Source organism: Planococcus sp. 1R117A, assembly GCF_051417975.1.
In the GTDB taxonomy this organism is placed as follows: Bacteria; Bacillota; Bacilli; order Bacillales_A; family Planococcaceae; genus Planococcus; species Planococcus shenhongbingii.
In genome coordinates, this window is the sequence record NZ_JBPRLO010000001.1 from 250,008 (window position 1) to 268,407 (window position 18,400).

16 protein-coding genes are annotated in these 18,400 nt (G+C 37.8%); 2 read left to right on the forward strand and 14 right to left on the reverse strand.

What is annotated here, in order from left to right; translation table 11 throughout:
• Positions 1 to 5 precede the first annotated feature (5 nt).
• The 13 genes from ACSFXN_RS01100 to ACSFXN_RS01160 all read right to left on the reverse strand — a co-directional run bounded on the left by ACSFXN_RS01100 (position 6) and on the right by ACSFXN_RS01160 (position 14,519).
• Complete coding sequence (locus ACSFXN_RS01100; protein ID WP_437148361.1) at positions 6 to 1,286, reverse strand: hypothetical protein; 1,281 nt, start codon at positions 1,284 to 1,286, stop codon at positions 6 to 8.
• 101 nt (positions 1,287 to 1,387) lie between these two features.
• Positions 1,388 to 2,554: a glycosyltransferase family 4 protein gene (locus ACSFXN_RS01105; RefSeq protein WP_437148362.1), complete on the reverse strand. Its 1,167-nt coding sequence runs from the start codon at positions 2,552 to 2,554 to the stop codon at positions 1,388 to 1,390.
• Between the two features lie 45 nt (positions 2,555 to 2,599).
• Entirely contained in the window at positions 2,600 to 3,922 is a 1,323-nt protein-coding gene (locus ACSFXN_RS01110; protein ID WP_437148363.1) for a nucleotide sugar dehydrogenase, read from the reverse strand.
• Between the two features lie 40 nt (positions 3,923 to 3,962).
• On the reverse strand, positions 3,963 to 5,087 hold the full coding sequence (gene wecB / locus ACSFXN_RS01115; RefSeq protein WP_437148364.1) for a non-hydrolyzing UDP-N-acetylglucosamine 2-epimerase: 1,125 nt from the start codon (positions 5,085 to 5,087) through the stop codon (positions 3,963 to 3,965).
• A gap of 3 nt (positions 5,088 to 5,090) precedes the next feature.
• Entirely contained in the window at positions 5,091 to 6,203 is a 1,113-nt protein-coding gene (locus ACSFXN_RS01120; protein WP_437148365.1) for a polysaccharide biosynthesis C-terminal domain-containing protein, read from the reverse strand.
• A complete protein-coding gene (locus ACSFXN_RS01125; protein ID WP_437148366.1) occupies positions 6,200 to 7,225 on the reverse strand; it encodes a polysaccharide biosynthesis protein in 1,026 nt (341 codons plus the stop codon). The genes ACSFXN_RS01120 and ACSFXN_RS01125 overlap by 4 nt, the downstream gene beginning before the upstream one ends.
• 27 nt (positions 7,226 to 7,252) lie before the next feature.
• Positions 7,253 to 8,482: a glycosyltransferase family 4 protein gene (locus tag ACSFXN_RS01130; RefSeq protein ID WP_437148367.1), complete on the reverse strand. Its 1,230-nt coding sequence runs from the start codon at positions 8,480 to 8,482 to the stop codon at positions 7,253 to 7,255.
• Entirely contained in the window at positions 8,469 to 9,353 is an 885-nt protein-coding gene (locus tag ACSFXN_RS01135; RefSeq protein ID WP_437148368.1) for an NAD-dependent epimerase/dehydratase family protein, read from the reverse strand. The genes ACSFXN_RS01130 and ACSFXN_RS01135 overlap by 14 nt, the downstream gene beginning before the upstream one ends.
• Positions 9,354 to 9,947 (reverse strand): sugar transferase, encoded by a 594-nt coding sequence (locus tag ACSFXN_RS01140; protein WP_437148369.1) that lies wholly within the window; start codon positions 9,945 to 9,947, stop codon positions 9,354 to 9,356.
• 320 nt (positions 9,948 to 10,267) lie between these two features.
• Positions 10,268 to 12,100, reverse strand: a complete 1,833-nt coding sequence (locus ACSFXN_RS01145) for an SDR family NAD(P)-dependent oxidoreductase (protein WP_437148370.1) — start codon at positions 12,098 to 12,100, stop codon at positions 10,268 to 10,270.
• 145 nt (positions 12,101 to 12,245) lie between these two features.
• Positions 12,246 to 13,013: a tyrosine-protein phosphatase gene (locus ACSFXN_RS01150; RefSeq protein WP_437148371.1), complete on the reverse strand. Its 768-nt coding sequence runs from the start codon at positions 13,011 to 13,013 to the stop codon at positions 12,246 to 12,248.
• A 49-nt stretch (positions 13,014 to 13,062) separates the two neighbouring features.
• Complete coding sequence (locus ACSFXN_RS01155; protein ID WP_437148373.1) at positions 13,063 to 13,788, reverse strand: CpsD/CapB family tyrosine-protein kinase; 726 nt, start codon at positions 13,786 to 13,788, stop codon at positions 13,063 to 13,065.
• A gap of 2 nt (positions 13,789 to 13,790) precedes the next feature.
• Positions 13,791 to 14,519 carry a YveK family protein gene (locus tag ACSFXN_RS01160; protein WP_437148374.1) on the reverse strand — a complete coding sequence of 243 codons (729 nt, stop codon included), beginning with the start codon at positions 14,517 to 14,519 and terminating at the stop codon, positions 13,791 to 13,793.
• A 375-nt stretch (positions 14,520 to 14,894) separates the two neighbouring features.
• Here ACSFXN_RS01160 and ACSFXN_RS01165 point away from each other — a divergent pair, with 375 nt between their 5' ends.
• Entirely contained in the window at positions 14,895 to 15,794 is a 900-nt protein-coding gene (locus tag ACSFXN_RS01165; RefSeq protein WP_437148375.1) for a hypothetical protein, read from the forward strand.
• A gap of 61 nt (positions 15,795 to 15,855) precedes the next feature.
• Here the strand turns inward: ACSFXN_RS01165 and ACSFXN_RS01170 are convergent, their stop codons facing one another.
• Positions 15,856 to 16,800 (reverse strand): trypsin-like peptidase domain-containing protein, encoded by a 945-nt coding sequence (locus ACSFXN_RS01170; protein ID WP_437148376.1) that lies wholly within the window; start codon positions 16,798 to 16,800, stop codon positions 15,856 to 15,858.
• Positions 16,801 to 16,992: 192 nt separating this feature from the next.
• On the opposite strand from ACSFXN_RS01170, the gene ACSFXN_RS01175 reads away from it, so the two are divergent.
• Positions 16,993 to 17,922 (forward strand): nuclease-related domain-containing protein, encoded by a 930-nt coding sequence (locus tag ACSFXN_RS01175; RefSeq protein WP_437148377.1) that lies wholly within the window; start codon positions 16,993 to 16,995, stop codon positions 17,920 to 17,922.
• The last annotated feature ends 478 nt before the right edge of the window (positions 17,923 to 18,400 follow it).

The window sequence follows — 18,400 nt, forward strand, 5'->3', positions numbered from 1 at the left end:
AAATCTCATAATCTTTTTGAATTTACAATTTTCTCTTTCATTAAAATACTCAGAAATTGAAGTAATAATCCTAAGAAAACCCACAAAACTACAGAAGATCTATTTAAAGTTAAAACAGGCGCCCCTAAACCTCCAAATATAGTAATTAATACTAACGCTAGAAATAGTTTAAATTCTTGTGAATTTAAACTATATTTATAAAATTTATACGACATCCATATAAAATATATTAAAAGCAAGATATATACTCCAAGCGCTGTAAGACCCCCACTGCTAAATATATGAAAAAAAGCACTATCATATACATTTTGCGACCCTAATCCTTCTCCTATAATTGGCGCTTTATCAAATATTCTTTTAAAATAGATAGATTGTTGCGATGCTTCAGAACCGTATCTTCCTGCCGTAACTAAATTTATAACTCCACCTTGTTTATAATTTGATGTGTCAAAAAGTCTTAAAAAATAATCCAGTCCTGTCCATTCCTTTATGAAAAACGAATAAATCGGAAAATAAATAAGCGGTACCACTAATAAAATTTTCAGCAATTTTCTTCTTGTATTTTGAACCGAAATTAAATAGATAAGAAATAGGGGTATGCTAAAAATAATAAAGACTTTTGATACAGTTAAAGAGCCTCCTAAAACAATTAGAATTAAAATTACAATATCTGTTATCTTTATAGCAGATTTATTTAGACTTTTAATGTATATCCAAACAAATAATCCTATTGAATAACAAATACCCGCTTCTACTGGCTGATTAAAAATCCCACTAAATCTCCCGTGTAATGCGGCTCTAGAGGCTACAGAATTCTCACCTCTCCAAAAATACTGATTTATTACTGTAAGATCTACAAACATGCCTAAAAATATCCATAATGTATTTAATGAAAGCAGTATTAAAAGAATTTTCCCTGTTTTAACAAGGATATCTCGAATACTTTTTAAATCATTTGAAAAAATTAAACAAGCAAAGAAAAAGAGAATAAATAATGGCTGTGTAAAATTATTTATTTCTGCTACAAAAGCATTTATACTTATAAAACCACGGAATATTACAGTTCTAAAGAAAAGAAAACAAAACAAAATGAACCAGATAATTAAAAGTGTATATATATTTTTATATATTTTAATTTCTTTTCTACTTAGCAATACTACTAAAAATAATACTCCTCCAATGTATACTAAGACATTATCTGCTCTTATTCCCAAGCTTATTGACAAGTATGGCCCAAAGGATGCAAGAATTAATAATAGAGGGTAATTTTTATATATTGTCTTCACTTACAGATACCCCCTATGTAAAAACTAATTTGTTCTATCTGTTTAACCCTCTTGAAAATCTTATTACATGAAACAAAATATTTTTACATATTTTTCGAAGATTAATATTTATTGATTACACTATCAAACATAATCTTGTGATCTTCAATCGCATTTTGAGTCTTCATTTTATATATCCCATACTCTAAAGCCTTAAATGAATAAGAAGTATATTGTATATTGTTCATTTTAATAAACGATTCTATTGCTTCTATAAACATTTGTTTATTAGTCAAAGGAATATCATACCCGACATTTTTTTCCTTAAGATTTATCCAGGGCGTTCTATCACTTATAATAACTGGGCATCCTGCTGTTAAAGCTTCTTGTATTACATGACCGAAGTTTTCTCCTAAGGTAGGAAGTAAGAATAAATGGTATTCTGACAGTATATTTATTACCTGTTCATAATCTACTGAACCTTTAAATTCTATTTGAATTCTATCGTCGATTTGACTAATGATATTTCTACATTTTTGTAAGTAATCTAAATCCTCGGTTGGTCCATAAATATCAAATTGAATCTTGGTGAAAACTTTATTCTTTTCTCCTATTTCTTTTAACAATTCTAAAGCATAGTCTAAATTTTTCATTACAGAAATTCTAGAAAGAGTAGTTATTTTGATTTCTTCTTCAATTTTAAAAGGTTTAATCTTTCTACTTTTTACTTCTTCCATAATGATATTATCAGCTTTATATATTTTAATATTTTCCCCTAATACTTTTTGAATATCAAAAGTATCCTTTTCTGTATTAGCTGTAAAAGTTGACAAGTATTTCATTTTTAAAAATTTATATATTATTAAATAAACTTTCTTTTTTATAGCTTTTATATTCAAAGCTCCGGTCGCAAACTCACCTCTAGGAGCTATCAATATAGGGTTATTAATTATTTTCAATAACTTCATTACTTGAATAATAATTGAATAAACTGAAAAAAAACTATTAAGATAAATTAAATCAAATCTGTTACTTTTTAATATTTTAAAAATATACTTTACAACATTTTTCTTTTGTAAATAAAAGACTTTCGCTTTCCCCACATTATTCCAACTATTTTTCACAATATCTGGATACGTATTAGATGAATTTAAATCTCTGTCTTGAGTAATCACAAAAAAATTGTAGTTTGCACTTAAAGTATCAATGATGTTTTTAATCGATTTAACTGGTCCTCCAAAATTCTTTCCAGGTAAGTATGGACCTACTATCAAAATATTTTTCTTCACATACATACTTCCTTTTGTCTGTAAATTTCAATTGTTATTTACCACTTATAAACTCCAGTGTATAAAACCATTATCTTTAGCTTCTTGCTTATTATAGACACTCTTTACATCTATCAATATTTTTTCTTCATTTAACTCTTGTTTAAAAACAGATTTTATTTTATTAAAATCATATTCTTTAAACTCTCTATGAGGAACAGCCATAACAATTGCATCTATTTCTTCTAACTCAGTAAATTCAATTATTTTTAAGCCATGTTCTTCACGTACTTCTTTTTTATCTACTAGTGGATCAACAATTAAAATTTCTACGTTAAAATCTTGTAATTCATTTATTATTTCAAAAACTTTTGAATTTCGAACATCTGGACAATTCTCTTTAAAGGCCAGTCCTAAAACAGCAACTCTAGCCCCATTTAAATTTTTATTACTTTTAACAAGTTTTTTTATAATATTCTCTGCTACATATTTACTCATACCATCATTTATCTTTCTTCCTGATAAAATAATTTGAGAATGATATCCTAACTCTTCTGCTTTGTAAATAAAATAATATGGATCAATACTTATACAGTGACCTCCAACTAATCCAGGTTTAAAGTCTAAAAAGTTCCATTTTGTACCAGCCGCTTTCAGTACGGCATTAGTATCAATGTCCATTTTATTAAAAACCATAGCCAATTCGTTCATAAAAGCAATATTAATGTCTCTTTGAGAGTTCTCTATTACTTTTGCTGCTTCTGCTACTTTGATGGTCTCAGCGCGATAAACTCCCGCATTAATGATAATCTCATAAATCCTTGCTATAATATTTAGACTCTCTTGATCCATCCCTGAAACTATCTTCACAATATTTTCTAATGTATTTACTTTATCTCCTGGATTAATTCTTTCAGGAGAATATCCTACTTTAAAATCCATCCCACATTTTAAACCTGACTCTTTTTCCAAAATCGGAATACAAATATCCTCTGTCACTCCTGGATAAACTGTAGATTCATATACAACAATAGAACCTTTTTGTAGGTTTCTTCCGATTGTTTTGCTTGCTCCTATAACAGGAGTTAAATCAGGTATCTTATTTGAATTTACTGGTGTAGGTACTGATACTATAAGAAACTTACAGTTTTTTAAATCTGATTCATCATGAGAAAAATTCACTTTACTACTTTGTATTTCTTCATCACCAATTTCTTTAGTTACATCAATTCCATTATTGTAAGTCTTAATTTTATTTGCATCTATATCAAAGCCAATTACGTTTACATGTTTTGCAAAACTAACTGCTAATGGAAGCCCCACATATCCAAGTCCTACCACTGCAACTTTTTCTTGTCCTGCTATTATTTTTTCGTATAAATTATCCATTTAGAAACCTCTAATCTAAAATTTTATATAGTGTGTAATTTTATTTTTTCCAAACAGTTCTATTCACATAATCCGTATAAGACAATATAATTCGAATAACTTTATCTGAAACATTTGGCTTACTATAATCTTCTACTTCTTTTAAAGTATAATAATTTTGTGTCTTTAAAATTTCTAATCCCTGCATTACTCTTTCTTTCTCCAAGCCTACCATCATAACAGAAGTTTCTTCCATAGCCTCAGGTCGTTCATGAGCTTGTCTAATATTAAGCGCTCTAAACCCAAGAATAGAAGACTCCTCACTTATCGTCCCACTATCACTAAGGACCGCTTTTGATTTCATTTGCAATTTCACATAATCATTAAAGCCTAAAGGTTTCATCGTTTTAATTAACGAATTAAATTTAATACCTTTTTCATCAATCATTTTTTGTGTACGCGGATGAGTACTAATTATTATCGGCATACCGTATTTATCTGCAATCGCATTCAAACTCTCACATAAATCCATGAAGTTCTTTTCAAAGCTGATATTTTCTTCACGATGAGCTGATACTACAAAATATTTTTCTTCTTCAAGATTCAATCTGTTCACTATATTTGATTTCTCAATATCTTCTTTTCTTGAATTGAGCACTTCAAACATTGGACTTCCCGTCTTAATAATTCGGTCTGCTGGAAGGCCTTCCCGTAAAAGATACTCTCTGGCGATATCACTATATGTTAAATTGATATCAGCGGTGTGATCGACAATTTTACGATTTGTTTCTTCTGGGACACGTTGATCGAAGCAACGGTTTCCTGCTTCCATATGGAAGATAGGAATTTGTCTTCTTTTTGCTGCAATAGCACACAGACAGCTGTTTGTATCTCCTAGAACAAGCAATGCTTCTGGATTAACTTCTTCTAAAATCGGATCGATTTTCACAAGGATATTGCCAATTGTTTCAACGGCTGTCCCATTTGCTGCATTTAAGAAGTAATCAGGTTTTCTCAAGTTAAAATCCTCGAAAAACACTTCGTTCAATTCATAGTCATAATTCTGTCCTGTATGTACAAGTATATGTTCTATTGCATTTGATTCTTCCAGTTTATTGATAACTGCTGAAAGTCTGATGATTTCTGGTCTGGTGCCTACAACTGTCATTACTTTTAACTTCTTCATTCATCATACCTCCAAATAATGGGTATCTGGCTTCTCAGGATCAAAGCTTTCATTTACCCACATCACTGTAACCAAGTCTGTTTCTCCTATATTCACAATTGAATGCGTATACCCTGTCGGAATATCTACTACTTGCAGCTTGTCGCCATTCACGTAGTATTCGATAATCTCTTCTGAATCTATATTTCTAAATCTAATTAAACCTTCACCGCTTACCACTAAGAACTTTTCATTCTTTGTATGATGCCAGTGGTTACCTTTAGTAATTCCTGGCTTAGAAATATTTACTGAAACTTGGCCTCGGTCTGGTGATCGTAAGAATTCAGTAAAGGAGCCACGGTTGTCGACATTCATTTTCAAATCATATGAAAAGCTATCTTCGGGCAAGAAACTCAAATATGTACTATACAATTTCTTAGTCAATTCATCGCTCATTGCCGGTACCGCTAATGAGCTTCTGCTTTCTTTAAAGCTTCTTAAACGGTCAGCTAAGTCACCTAATGTAATCTTGTGTGTGACTGGTACAATACAAAGATTATCGTTAGTAGTTGGGCTTCCTTTTAAAGTTCTTAAAAATTCTTCAAGTACATCATCAATATAAGCCAGTTCAAGAAGAGCTTCAGGATTGTTTACCTGAATATTTAAATCTCTCGCTATGTTATAGCAATAAGTAGCTACCACAGTATTGTAATTAGGTTTACTCCATTTACCGAACAAGTTCGGTAATCTATAAACGAATACATTAGCGCCAGTTTCTTTAGTATAGGAAAATAATTCATCTTCTCCAGCTTTTTTGCTTTTTCCATACGGATTATCTTTTTCAGCCTGAATAGAAGAGGTAATCAATACAGGAGCTTTATTATCATTTTTCACTAGCAGTTGCAACAACTGTGAAGTTAATCCTTGATTGCCTTCCATGAATTCACTTTCATTTAATGGACGGTTAACGCCAGCTAAATGAAAGACAAAGTCGCAGTCTTTCGTAAATTTTTCAAGATCTCTAGAAGAGTTCTTTCTATTAAATAGATACAACTCTTCGTACCCTTGATTTCTTAACTCTGCTACTAAATTTTTACCGACAAATCCATTGGCACCTGTCACTAAAATTTTTGTCATTGAGTAACACCCATTTTTTCTAATTCTTCTGTTACTACATCCAATGTCAATAATAAATCTTTAATTTCTTGTAAAGAGAGACGGTGAGTATTATGTGAATTGTATTCCCAGCCTTCTGAAATTTCTTCTTCACCTTCAGTAAAATACTTATTATAATTTAAATCACGGTTGTCAGCTGGAATTCGGTAATATCCACCCATATCTGTAGCTACAGCCATTTCTTCTCTTGTTAAGAGTGTTTCATATAACTTCTCGCCATGGCGAGTTCCGATTACTTCAATAGGATTGTTTGCTTTGAATAATTCTTTAACTGCCTGTGCAAGATCTCCAATTGTTGAAGCTGGTGCTTTTTGAACGAAAATATCTCCTTGGTTTGCATTTTTAAAAGCAAACAAAACCAATTCGACTGCATCGTCTAATGACATCAAGTAGCGTGTCATTTCAGGATCTGTGATTGTTAAAGGTTTTCCAGCTTTTATTTGCTCAATAAAAAGAGGAATAACCGATCCGCGTGAAGCCATTACATTGCCATAACGTGTTCCGCTTATTGTTGTGTCTTCAAAATCTACTGTGCGAGATTTCGCTACCGTTACTTTCTCCATCATCGCTTTAGAAATACCCATTGCGTTTATCGGATAGACTGCTTTATCTGTTGATAGGCAAATAACGTTCTTCACATTGTGTTGGATAGCAGCATTAAGAACGTTTTCAGTGCCTAAGACATTCGTTTTGACAGCCTCCATAGGAAAAAATTCACAAGAAGGAACCTGCTTTAATGCAGCAGCATGAAAGATATAATCTACATTGTTCATTGCTGTGTTTACACTGTTGATATCCCTGACATCTCCGATATAGTACTTCACTTTTTTGTTATTTAATTGCTTACGTATATCTTCCTGCTTCTTTTCGTCTCTGGAGAAAATACGAATTTCCTTTATGTCCGTATCTAAAAACCTTTTTAATACAGCATTTCCGAAAGAACCTGTACCACCTGTTATAAGTAATGTTTTATTCTTAAACAATATTCTTCACGCCTTTCTTTTTAGGTTTTAATTATTTAACAGCTTATAGTATTTTTCCACGTTAATATTTCTTGTATATTTTGCTTCGTATAATTTTTTTGCATTAATAGATTTTTGCTTCAGCTGTAATGGATATGTTAAATACTCATATATTATTCTTTCAAAACCTGACACATCGCCCTGCAGAATATTATCGCCGCAGTTATATTCGATTACATCACGAGCAATATCAGTATGCGAACTCATAATCGACAGTACAGGTTTCCCAGCAGCTAAATAGCCATAGGTTTTACTAGGTACACCTAAGCCCTCGATTCCTTTTTCTAAACTTACTAAGCATAGATCGCTTAAGTTCAAAACATCGGAATAGTCTTGGCCTGTTAGAAAACCATAAACTTTTGCATTTTCAACATTATTTTTCACTAAAAATTCTTTTACGTAATCCGCCTTGTTCCCGTGACCTGAAAAAATGAAAAATACTTCATTTTGGTTTTTAAAATTTAAAATACCATTTAATATAGTCTCAAGGTCTTGGAAAGATCCCATATTGCCGGAATAGAGCACTACTAAATTATGTGCTTCCCTAATGTGTCGGAACTCTTGATTAATAATTTCTTTATTAGCAAGAGCATTTTCATTAGAATACCAATTTGGAATAACTTTAAGATTCTTCTCAGTAGTAGCAATGTCATTATCTAGTACATAATCTTTCATTTCATTTCCTAACAAAATAATCTGAGAAGCATTCGTATAAACTTTATCGTTTATGTAGTTCATTACTTTGTGTATTAGTCCGTTCTCTTTTATGCCATTCATTTTTAATGCGTTGTCCGGGTATATATCAAAAGCGACAAAAATAAATTCAGTTCCAAATAACTTCTTAAATGCATAGGGTATTAAGGGAAGAATAGGCGGATTAGAATAAACAATTATCTTTTTGAAATTCTGTAGATAAAAAAATTTAGTAAGCATAGCTAAAAATAAGGAGAAAAAGTTAAAAATACGACCAAATTTAGATTTGTTATTAAAAGTAGTGTATTTCACTCTTCTTATATCAACACCCTGATGCGTTTCTTTAAGGGGTATTTTCGTTTCTCCATCATTTATATATTCTTGAGGATAACCACATAGCACTCCTACTTCCAAACCTCTTTCTCTTAATCCTATTGCTAATTCAGTTGGAAGAGTTGCTGAAGATACATGTTCGGGATAAAAATACTGGCACATGATACCCACATCTTTTTTAATTGTAATCACCTAATTTTCTTCCCTCAGCAAGCGCAATACTCTCTTCAAAACTGAGTTGTTTGTATTTAAATCCTTTAATTCTACTATCCTTATCTTCATAAATAATATTTCCGAACATTTTTCTTGTAGTTTTGATTTTGTTTCCAGAAAATCTTATAAAAAGTCCTAAAATAGCAGATTGATGCAACTTCTTATTATTTACCTTAGCAATTATTTCAACCATATTTGAGGTGTTAATATCTGCTGGGTTCTTCACTAAAAACATTCCGGCAAGGTTATTTTCAATTAAGTGAATAACAATATCGGAAAGATGATCTACAAAAATCAAGCTTCTCTTATTAGTGATTTTTGGAAATACAGGAGATTTCCGTGCTAGCTTACTTAGTAAACTATAATTCCCAGGACAATTACTTCCATATATCATCGGTATTCTTAAAGTAGAGACATTAAATTGCTCAGATTGAAGATTATTTAATAACTGTTCTGCTTCTAATTTGCTTTTGCCATAAAAAGAAGTAGGGCTTTCTTTTGTATTTTTTGTAATAACCGTGTCCTCACCAATTTTCCCGATTAATCCATAGACTGCCATCGTGCTTAAAAAGATAAAAGAATGTACCCCTTCAACTTTTGCTTTCACTGCTAAATCATAAGTTAAATCTCTGTTGACTTTATAATATAATTCTTCATTCTGAACTTTTTCTTTCTGATGAACAATTGCAGCTACATGATAAATGGCGTCATATACAGAGAAATCTTTCTCTTTCCAGGCGTCATTTCTGACTGAAATATAATCTATAATCCAATCCATATTAAGCTCGGATATACGTTTTGCGAATTGAGTGCCGGCATAGCTATTCTCCCCAGTTATCAATACCTTCATTTAAGACACCTCGCGTTTTCCCTCTTTAACTCCATCACTTTTCAAAACACTAAAAACTGTTTTAAAGAAAATCACCGTATCCAACACCGGATTCTTTTTCTTAGCATACTCTCCATCAAACTTCGCTTTTACTTCAATCGGCAATTCATCCCGACCGCTTACTTGTGCTAATCCTGTTAAACCTGGCAATACATCGTTGGCCTGATACTTATCCCGCTCTGCTATCAAATCATCCTGATTCCAAAGAGCCGGACGGGGACCAATAAGACTCATGTCCCCCTTAAGGATATTGACTAGTTGAGGAAGTTCATCCAAGCTCGTCTTGCGCAAAAATTTGCCAATCTTTGTTATATAAGAATCCGGCTTATCAAGCAAATGCGTTGGCATATCATTTGGTGCATCGGTCTTCATCGTTCGGAATTTAAGGATATTAAATTCCTTTTTGCCTTTGCCTATCCGACGTTGCTTAAAGAGAACCGGTCCAGGAGACTCAATTTTAATCAGCAGGCAAAGAACCAATAACACTATAGATAAAACAATTAGAGTGAAAAGAGACAATGTAAAATCGATAATTCGTTTGGCCACTGAGAACATATTGTGTTCCCCTTTCTGTTTGTGCAATTTTAAAAATTATATTTAAAAGAATTACATGATACTAACTAATAATATAGGCTCATGGAATAATATTTGTTTGCATCCGCATCTAAAACCTTATTTCATTCCCTGTTTGTTTAGGGTGCTTTCAACCCGAGACATTAGATATAGAAGAAAGAAGCTTAACCAAAGACAAAACAACTGCCAATACCGAAAGAGTAGTTAAATTTTTTATAAATTCATTAATCCGTTTGGCCACCGAGAACATATTCCGTTCCCCTTTCCATTTCACAATTTCAAATCATTTATTATAGAAGAAACTACATATTACCGACTAATAATTTTGTTGTTTCTACATTCTTCCGATTAGCCAACCCAACTAAAGTCTGCTTAATCTCTTCATTGTTCATCTCAGGCAGCTTCTCCAGCACATACAACATTTCCATTTCACTAGCTGGATTTGCCTTCCCAATATAAATCTTCGGAAAAACTTGCTTGTTTTGAATTTCATCTTCATTCAATAACTCTTCAAACAACTTCTCTCCCGGTCGAATCCCGGAGTACTTAATCTCAATCTCATTCTCTGTATAACCAGACAACCGGATTAAGTTCTTCGCAAGATCAACAATCTTAACAGGTTCCCCCATATCAAGAACGAAGACCTCTCCCCCTCTAGCAAGTGAACCAGCTTGAATTACTAAACGGGAGGCTTCGGGGATGGTCATGAAGTACCGAGTCATTTCCGGATCGGTCACAGTAATTGGACCGCCCACCGCTATTTGACTCTTAAACAATGGAATGACTGATCCACGAGAACCGAGCACATTTCCAAATCGGACTGCTACAAACTTCGTGTCGCTGCGCTTCGCCAAATTTTGGACAATCATTTCGGCAAATCGTTTGCTTGCCCCCATAACATTTGGAGGGTTAACTGCTTTATCCGTGGAAATCATAACGAAACTGCCGACGCCTGAGACATGCGCTGCATTCGCGACATTTTTTGTGCCGTAAATATTGTTCTTAACCGCTTCTGTCGGATTGCTTTCCATCAAAGGTACGTGTTTATGCGCTGCGGCATGGTAGACAACATCCGGGCGATACAACGTCATAATATCCATGATGCGTTCATAATCCTGTACGTCTGCAATGATGGGAATAAGTTCTGTATCCGGATCAATTTTCTTACGAAGTTCCATATCAATTGTGTAAATCGAGTTTTCTCCGTGTCCTAAAAGCAAGAGTTTCTTCGGACCGAATCTTGCAATTTGACGACAAATTTCAGAACCAATCGAACCGCCTGCTCCTGTCACTAATACCGTCTTGCCAGTGAGCTGATTTTTGATTTTACCCATATCAAGCTGCACTTCTTCACGGCCGAGAAGATCTTCAATTTTGACGTCTTGGATATCTGTGACTGATAGCTTGCCGGTCATGATGTCTTCAATGAGCGGAATGGTCTGAGTACGGATTCCTGTATCGACCGCCATTTTAATCAGTTCAGCCGCTTCTCTTTTGCCAAGTGATGGAATAGCGACGATGATATGTTCAATATCATGGTCTTTCGCATATTCTTTAATTGCTTCGGTACTGCCCATAACCCGGATTCCATAGATTTCAAGGCCTTTCTTTTTGATGTCATCATCAAGAAATGCGACTGGCACTAATCCCCGGTCTCTATTATTCAAGAGCTGTCTCGCTACCAAAGTTCCAGCCTGCCCAGCCCCGACAATCATCGTCCGTTTCTGGTCCTGTGTTTTTTTGCCCATCAGCATATCCCGGAACAAACGCCATGAAAGACGTGATCCCCCGATCAGCAGCAAATGCAGCATCCATGTAATGGCTAATGCTCTGAGCAGAATATCTCCCCGCACAAGAAATTGCACAGCTCCTATTGCAATGATTGAAAATGTTACTGCTTTAAAGATGGACGTCAGTTCTCCAATTGATGCGTATTCCCATACTTTCCGATACAAACCATAAGCGAGCGCGAATGCATGGTGAGCAACGAAAATCGTCAGCGCACTCGCCAGCAAAAACTTGCTCTCAAATGGATTGGTCCACGGATGCAACAGGAAGTAGCCGACAAAAATTGAAAAGAACACAATTAATGAATCGACCAGAATTAATAGAGAAATCCGGTTTTTTAATGACAAAACGGGTCAGCCCTTTCCTGAATACTACTTTTTCCTTAGCACCCCCTAAAATACTCATAGGATGGGAAATTCTGTTCTAATTCTAACATACTATTATTTGGAAGGGATAGGGTTTTATTATCATTTTTATACTTTTATTGCAAATTTATAAAAATAGATTCCACCATTTTCCTTTTTGTGGTTTCAGAGGTTCCAGAATGGTCATCGGCTTATCGTGAATAATGCATTCGTTGTTTGAAAGCAAAATTTCAATCAGTTCGAGGTGCTTCTTTTTCTCCAGTACGGCGAGCCCTTCTTTAAACAAAAACGGTCTTTTCGACATGTTGTGGACGTCTGATCCATAGATATGGATTAAGTTGGCATCAAGCAGCGTAAACGCCGATTTCTGGATGGCTTTGCCGAAACTGCCGACAATCGAACCCGAAGTGACTTGCGCCAATGCGCCGTGCAGTAAGAGCTTCTCTAGCCGCTCCGGCTTCTCGATGATGCCTTGGTTGCGTTCCGCATGGGCGATAATTGGCACCCAGTTGTCCGCGATAAGCTGCTGGATGATCGGTACGGTATAGGCCGGTACGCCGGAAGACGGAAGCTCGAGCAGCATATAGCGTGACTCCGCTAATGGCAGTGCCTGTCCGGCTTTCAGCTGTTCCGGCAATTTGTCGGACAGCCGGCATTCATTGCCGCTATAGACTTCGATTGGCAGGTTTTGTTCTTTTATATAGTCTTTCGTAACTGCTAGCTGGTGTCTCAGGATGGTTACGTTGGTAGAATAGTTTGGATGGTAGGCGTGCGGTGTGGCAATGATGCCTGTCAGCCCTTCTTCCAAGGCTTTGTCCAGCAGCTGTTTGGTTTCTTCTATTGTTTCCGCGCCGTCATCAATGCCTGCCAGGATGTGCGAATGTGTATCAATCATGGTATTTTCCTCCTCACTGTCAAAGAAAAAAGCAAAAAGGAAAACCTTTTTACTTTTCTGAGCCGTAGTATTGGTAGTAATAACTGTCTTTCGGTGGAACGAAGTTGTTCAACACGGCGCCGATGATCCGGCTGTTGGAAGAAGCGATCGCTTCTTTTGCTTTCGCTGCCTGTTCTTTTTCCGTCTTCCCCGAGTTGACGACAAGAATCGTGCCTTCGCATTTATTGGCTAGAATCTGGCTGTCAGCTACAGACAAGACCGGAGGCGCGTCAAAGATGACCAAGTCATACAGGCTTTTCAGCTGTTCCATCATATTGGTCATCTGCTGGGAACCAAGCAGTTCTGCCGGGTTTGGCGGAATCGGCCCACATGTCAGAAGGTCGAGCCGTTCCACTTCCGTAGATCGAGCAGCATCTTCGATTTTCGCTTGGCGGGTCAAGACGTTTGATAAGCCAATGATGTTATCCATATGGAAAGTGTGATGCGTTGTCGGTTTGCGCATATCGCCGTCAACCAATAACACTTTCTTTCCTTCTTGTGCGAAGACCACTGCCAGGTTTGCGGCTGCAGTGGACTTGCCTTCTTCAGGCGCTGCTGAAGTGACGACGATCGAACGGATGTCTGCGTCCGGTGAAGAGAAGTTAATGTTCGTCCGGAGCGTCCGGAACTGCTCCACGACAAACGACCGCGGATTCGTATGGGCCACCAGTTTTCTGGCGGTTTGCTGCAGTCTTTTTCTTTTTTCTTGTTTTCTATTCTTTAGTTTTGCGAACATGCTTATCCCGCCTTTATTCTGGATGGAATGTCTGAACTGTTTTGAAGCGGTGTTTCTTCTTTAATAGGAGAAATGACGCCTAATAGTGGCACACCGAGTACGTCTTCAATGTCCTGCTCGTTTTTCAGGCTTGTGTCTAAGTATTCAAGCAGGAAGGCAATTCCGACTCCAAGCATCAAACCGACTACAGCAGCGATTGCCATGTTCATCATCGGGTTTGGTGCAACCGGTGATGGATTTTCCTTCATTACTGCTGGAGACAAGATCGACACGTTGTCGACTTTCATCAATTCCTGAATTTCTTCCTGGAACACGGCTGCTGTCGTGTTGGCGATATCAACAGCAATGGCAGGATCCGGATCCTGCACCGAGATGTTAACGACTTGGGAATTTTCCGCGTTGGTGACGGAGATTTTCTCGGTAAGAGCTTCTACAGAGAGACCTAAGTCAAGCTGCTGCGACACTTGGTCGAGAATAGCCGGGCTTTTGATGATGACGCTGTATGTATTGATGAGCTGAAGATCGGTTTGGATGTTCTGGTTGAGCAATTGGGAAGCATCCGTTTTTTCTTGGTTTACGAGAATTTGTGTGTTCGTCTGGTAAATGGGAGTTAGGAAATTATAGCTAATGACGCCTGCAATCAGAACTGCCAAAACCGTTAACGCAATGATTAAGGCCAACCTCTTTTTTAATGTGGCGAATAATTCTTGTAACGAGATGGTTTCTTCCATTTGATGAGTGGCTCCTTTGTTAGTAAAATGCTTTTTATAGTATAGCATGAAGTAATTAGGGAATAGAGGTTTTTATTGGAAAAATTTTTTGGGTAATATTGCATATATTTTTTGAAAATTCATTTGACTTTTGGAAATTCCTATGATGAAAGATATTTCGGATGGTCTTATAGTTCGAATTTTGAATATTTTTTACAAAATATTACTAAAAGACATTCTTTTTGCTCTATTTTTGTGGTATTATTTTAGTGTATTGAAAAAACAGGTTTAGCACTCATCTTTTGTAATAATTTTATTAAGCTTAAAAAAGAAGTACTTTCAGTGTTTAAGATATGATAATGTAAAAAGAAGGATTTTATTCAGGAGGAATGTAATGTGAAAAAGTATTGGAAACAATTAACAATCGCTTTAACTGTTGTGTTGTTGGCTATCGCAGGTTACTTGGTTTACGCTTTCGAATTCAAAGAATACGAATCAGCGGATGAAAACGTGGATGAAGTGACAAAAGAAGAAATTGAAGTTGATTTGCCGGATGATACCAAGATTGTTGTAGACGCGGATGGCAAAGTCACTGAAGAGAAAGACGAAGAAACTAAAGAAGACAAAGAAGCGAAAGAAACTGACACTGAAGATACAGCTGGTTCAAGTGCCGGTTCATCAAGTGAAGGCTCGCCAAGTTCTTCTAACAGCAACGGTTCTGCTGCAGCTGTAGCAATTGCTGCAAACACAAGCCAAACTGCTAGTGCTTCTACTGGTGGGAATTCTTCTAACGGAAATAATGGCTCGAACGATAACAATGGTTCTGGCAAGAATGCAAATGGAACTACTGGATCTAACAACGGGAACAACGGTTCAAATGGCAATAACGGATCTAACAATGGCAACGGTAATGGATACAACAGCAATAACGGATCAAACAACGGCACTAAACGAGTGACGGTTGCTCAGATCAAAGGGAAATACGAGACTTCATTGACTCGTCTTGAAGATACAGCCAATGCAAAAATTGACGACTTAGTTGCGGTGGCTTACCGAGAATATCAAGCAGATGATTCACCTAACTATGCTCGCTACTATAACAAGTACACGAAAGCAGCTTCAGATCTTGAAAGAAATATGGATGCCGCGTTTTATGCAGTGGTTGATGTGATGAAGCGGGATTTGAAAGCGCATGGCCTTGCCGAGTCTCATGTGAAATCAGTGGTCAACGAGTATGAAAACACGAAAAAGCAACGCCGCAACGCGTTGGTGAAAAGAGCCACTGGACTTAAATAAGATGAATTTTAAAGACGCTCCCTTCGTGGAAGCGTCTTTTTTTGTATTATTGTATTCTTTATCAACCGAAGCCGTCGTAAGTGTCATAGACTTCTTCCACTTCCCTTTCGGTCATCGGCTCTGATGCCCAGTCTTTTAGCAGCTCGTTCATTGAGTACATGGGAATCGAAAAGCCGATGGCGTTGCCGTCATTCAACAAGAGTGAATTGATGCCGATGACTTTGCCAGTGACGGCATCAATGAGCGGGCCGCCGCTGGAACCTGGTGCGATTTGGGCATCGATCTGGTACATGTCTTTGTATAGGAATTCATGGTCAAAATCGCGGTCGGTGCCGGTCAAGTAGCCGATTGCCGCGGTATTTTCCAAGCCGGATGGACTGCCGAGCGCGATGACTTCGGTTCCGACATCACTCGGGTTTTGCTCGATTTGGAGCGGCTTTGCCCCAGCGAACGCATCGACTTGGATCAATGCGATGTCATAAGTTTCCGAGATGCCGATGACTGTTCCCGGCTTCTCTACGCCTTCCACTGTACGGACCATAACATCGGTATAGCCGATGATCAAATGAGCACTGGTGACGACTGTGCCGGTATCCGTAAACAAGAAGCCGGAGCCGTATGCTGAACCGGTCTTGATGGTGAAGACTTTTTGCTGGGTTTCTTTGATAATGTCTTTTATGGCTTTGGTTCCGGGCTGGGCTGATTGTTGGGCGTTTTCTGGTGGATCTGCGGTTTCTGTGACCACTTCTTTAATGGGCGGGTTGGTTTGCGGCTGGGTGGCAGTTGCGTTTTCGACTGCTGCTGAAGGCTGATCGGGTACTGGCTGATAGAATATTCGAGCTGAGCCGAACCCTGTGCCGAGCAACAGGATGGCTGCGATGAAGAAATTTAAACGCTGGCGTCTTTTGTATTTTCTAATTCGGGTGGTGCGGTCCAATGGCCGGCCGCAGTTGAGGCAATTTTTCGCTGTCAGGTTGTTCATGCATCCGCAATTTGAACAAAACATAGCGGCTTCCCCCTACTCGATTAGTTATTGTTTATATAATATACCCCCTTCGAAAGAAAGATAGTCGGTTGTGACCAGCAATTTTTCGTTAATAAATAGTGAAGTTTTTTACTTAGGCTGATGGATTCAGTTGATTTTCATTGAATTCTTTTTATCCTGTTATTGGTATACTGTGGCAAAAGGAGTGATGCTATGTTTATGAAAGAACGTGAGGCGCCGGTTTTGCTGGAGGTGCTGCCCCGGTTGATGCATCGGCTAAAGATGGAACATGAAGATATTGTTTCCGACCACTATAAAGCGAGAGCCGGCTTTGGCGGCGAGCAGCGGATTGATGAGTTATTGAAGAGAATACGCTGGCTGGAGCCTCCTGTCATTATTGGCGATCTACAGCTGAATGAGCGCTTTTGCCAGATTGATACGGTGGTGCTGACTCCGCATTTTGCTGTAGTGCTTGAAGTGAAGAATTATTCCGGGACGCTGTCGTTTGATGAACAAAGTTTTCATATGAAGCAAGAAACGCGTGACGGCAAATTTTTCGGTTATAATTCGCCTGTGACGCAAGCGTGGAATGCACGAGAAGAGTTACTGATTTTATTCCAGCGGCTTGGTATTCTGCTTCCTGTTTATACGGCCGTGGTGCTGCCATACTCGACGACGCTGATTGAAAAGGCGCCGAAAGAAGTGCCTGTGATTTACGGTTATTCGCTGAACCGGTTCCTCTCTTCCCTCCCCCGGACCGGGCTGCCGATGTCTCCCCAAGAATTGGCGCGTGCCGGCCAGCTTGTCATTGACCACCATACCCTTTTCCCCCAGATGAATTACCAGGATGTGTACCGTTATCAAGTGAAGGATTTGAAAAAAGGCGTGCTGTGCGGCAGCTGTGGAGCGGTTTGTGCGCGGAAAAGTGAGCGCGTGCATGTTTGCGTAAAATGCCAGTCGGATGTCCGGGACGGCTATTTCCGCGCTTTGGATGATTGGTTCGAGTTTGTGTCGCCTGTGATTTCGAATGCCCAGTGCTGGGAGTTTCTCGGCTTGAAGGATAAGCATGCGGCTGGATATGTGCTGCGGAAGATGGGTTTGGCATCACATGGCGATTCTGTCCAGCGGGTTTATATGAAATAGTTTTTGTGTGGCCAGTCGTTGGTTCGGCTGGCTTTTTTTATGTTTTTTTGTGGGTTGGCTGGTGGAGTTTCTACTATAATATAGGTGTAGTTTCGGTGAGTTGCGACGAATCGGGTGCGAGTTACGACCTTTTGGAGGCGAGTTGCAACCTCCAAAGGAATGAGCAGGCATTAATGAGGATGCCCTTCTTTTTCGCTTTTCGCCGTGGCGAAAAGCATGTCATTGGGGCTTTGGGGTGTTTGTTGTGGCTGGGTGGCTTGGAATGTTCGAGTTACAACCTTTTAGTGGTGAATTGCGACGAATCAGGTGCGAGTTACGACCGATGCGGCTCCAGTTGCAACCCATTGCCTGCGAGTTACAACCTCGCCCCCGGGAAAGCCCATTATTTGAAAAAGGCCTTCGCGAGCGAATGCCTTCCTGATCCGCTTTTCGCCCCCGCGAAAAGCATCCGACTGATCTCTTCCCCATGAAAATGCAA

What these genes read in the sequence shown, in the direction of transcription:
- ACSFXN_RS01110 (WP_437148363.1), bottom strand. Translation starts at nt 3,922, where the DNA reads ATGGATAATTTATACGAAAAAATAATAGCAGGACAAGAAAAAGTTGCA.
- wecB (WP_437148364.1), bottom strand. Translation starts at nt 5,087, where the DNA reads ATGAAGAAGTTAAAAGTAATGACAGTTGTAGGCACCAGACCAGAAATC.
- ACSFXN_RS01120 (WP_437148365.1), bottom strand. Translation starts at nt 6,203, where the DNA reads ATGACAAAAATTTTAGTGACAGGTGCCAATGGATTTGTCGGTAAAAAT.
- ACSFXN_RS01135 (WP_437148368.1), bottom strand. Translation starts at nt 9,353, where the DNA reads ATGAAGGTATTGATAACTGGGGAGAATAGCTATGCCGGCACTCAATTC.
- ACSFXN_RS01140 (WP_437148369.1), bottom strand. Translation starts at nt 9,947, where the DNA reads ATGTTCTCAGTGGCCAAACGAATTATCGATTTTACATTGTCTCTTTTC.
- ACSFXN_RS01150 (WP_437148371.1), bottom strand. Translation starts at nt 13,013, where the DNA reads ATGATTGATACACATTCGCACATCCTGGCAGGCATTGATGACGGCGCG.
- ACSFXN_RS01155 (WP_437148373.1), bottom strand. Translation starts at nt 13,788, where the DNA reads ATGTTCGCAAAACTAAAGAATAGAAAACAAGAAAAAAGAAAAAGACTG.
- ACSFXN_RS01160 (WP_437148374.1), bottom strand. Translation starts at nt 14,519, where the DNA reads ATGGAAGAAACCATCTCGTTACAAGAATTATTCGCCACATTAAAAAAG.
- ACSFXN_RS01170 (WP_437148376.1), bottom strand. Translation starts at nt 16,800, where the DNA reads ATGTTTTGTTCAAATTGCGGATGCATGAACAACCTGACAGCGAAAAAT.
- ACSFXN_RS01175 (WP_437148377.1), top strand. Translation starts at nt 16,993, where the DNA reads ATGTTTATGAAAGAACGTGAGGCGCCGGTTTTGCTGGAGGTGCTGCCC.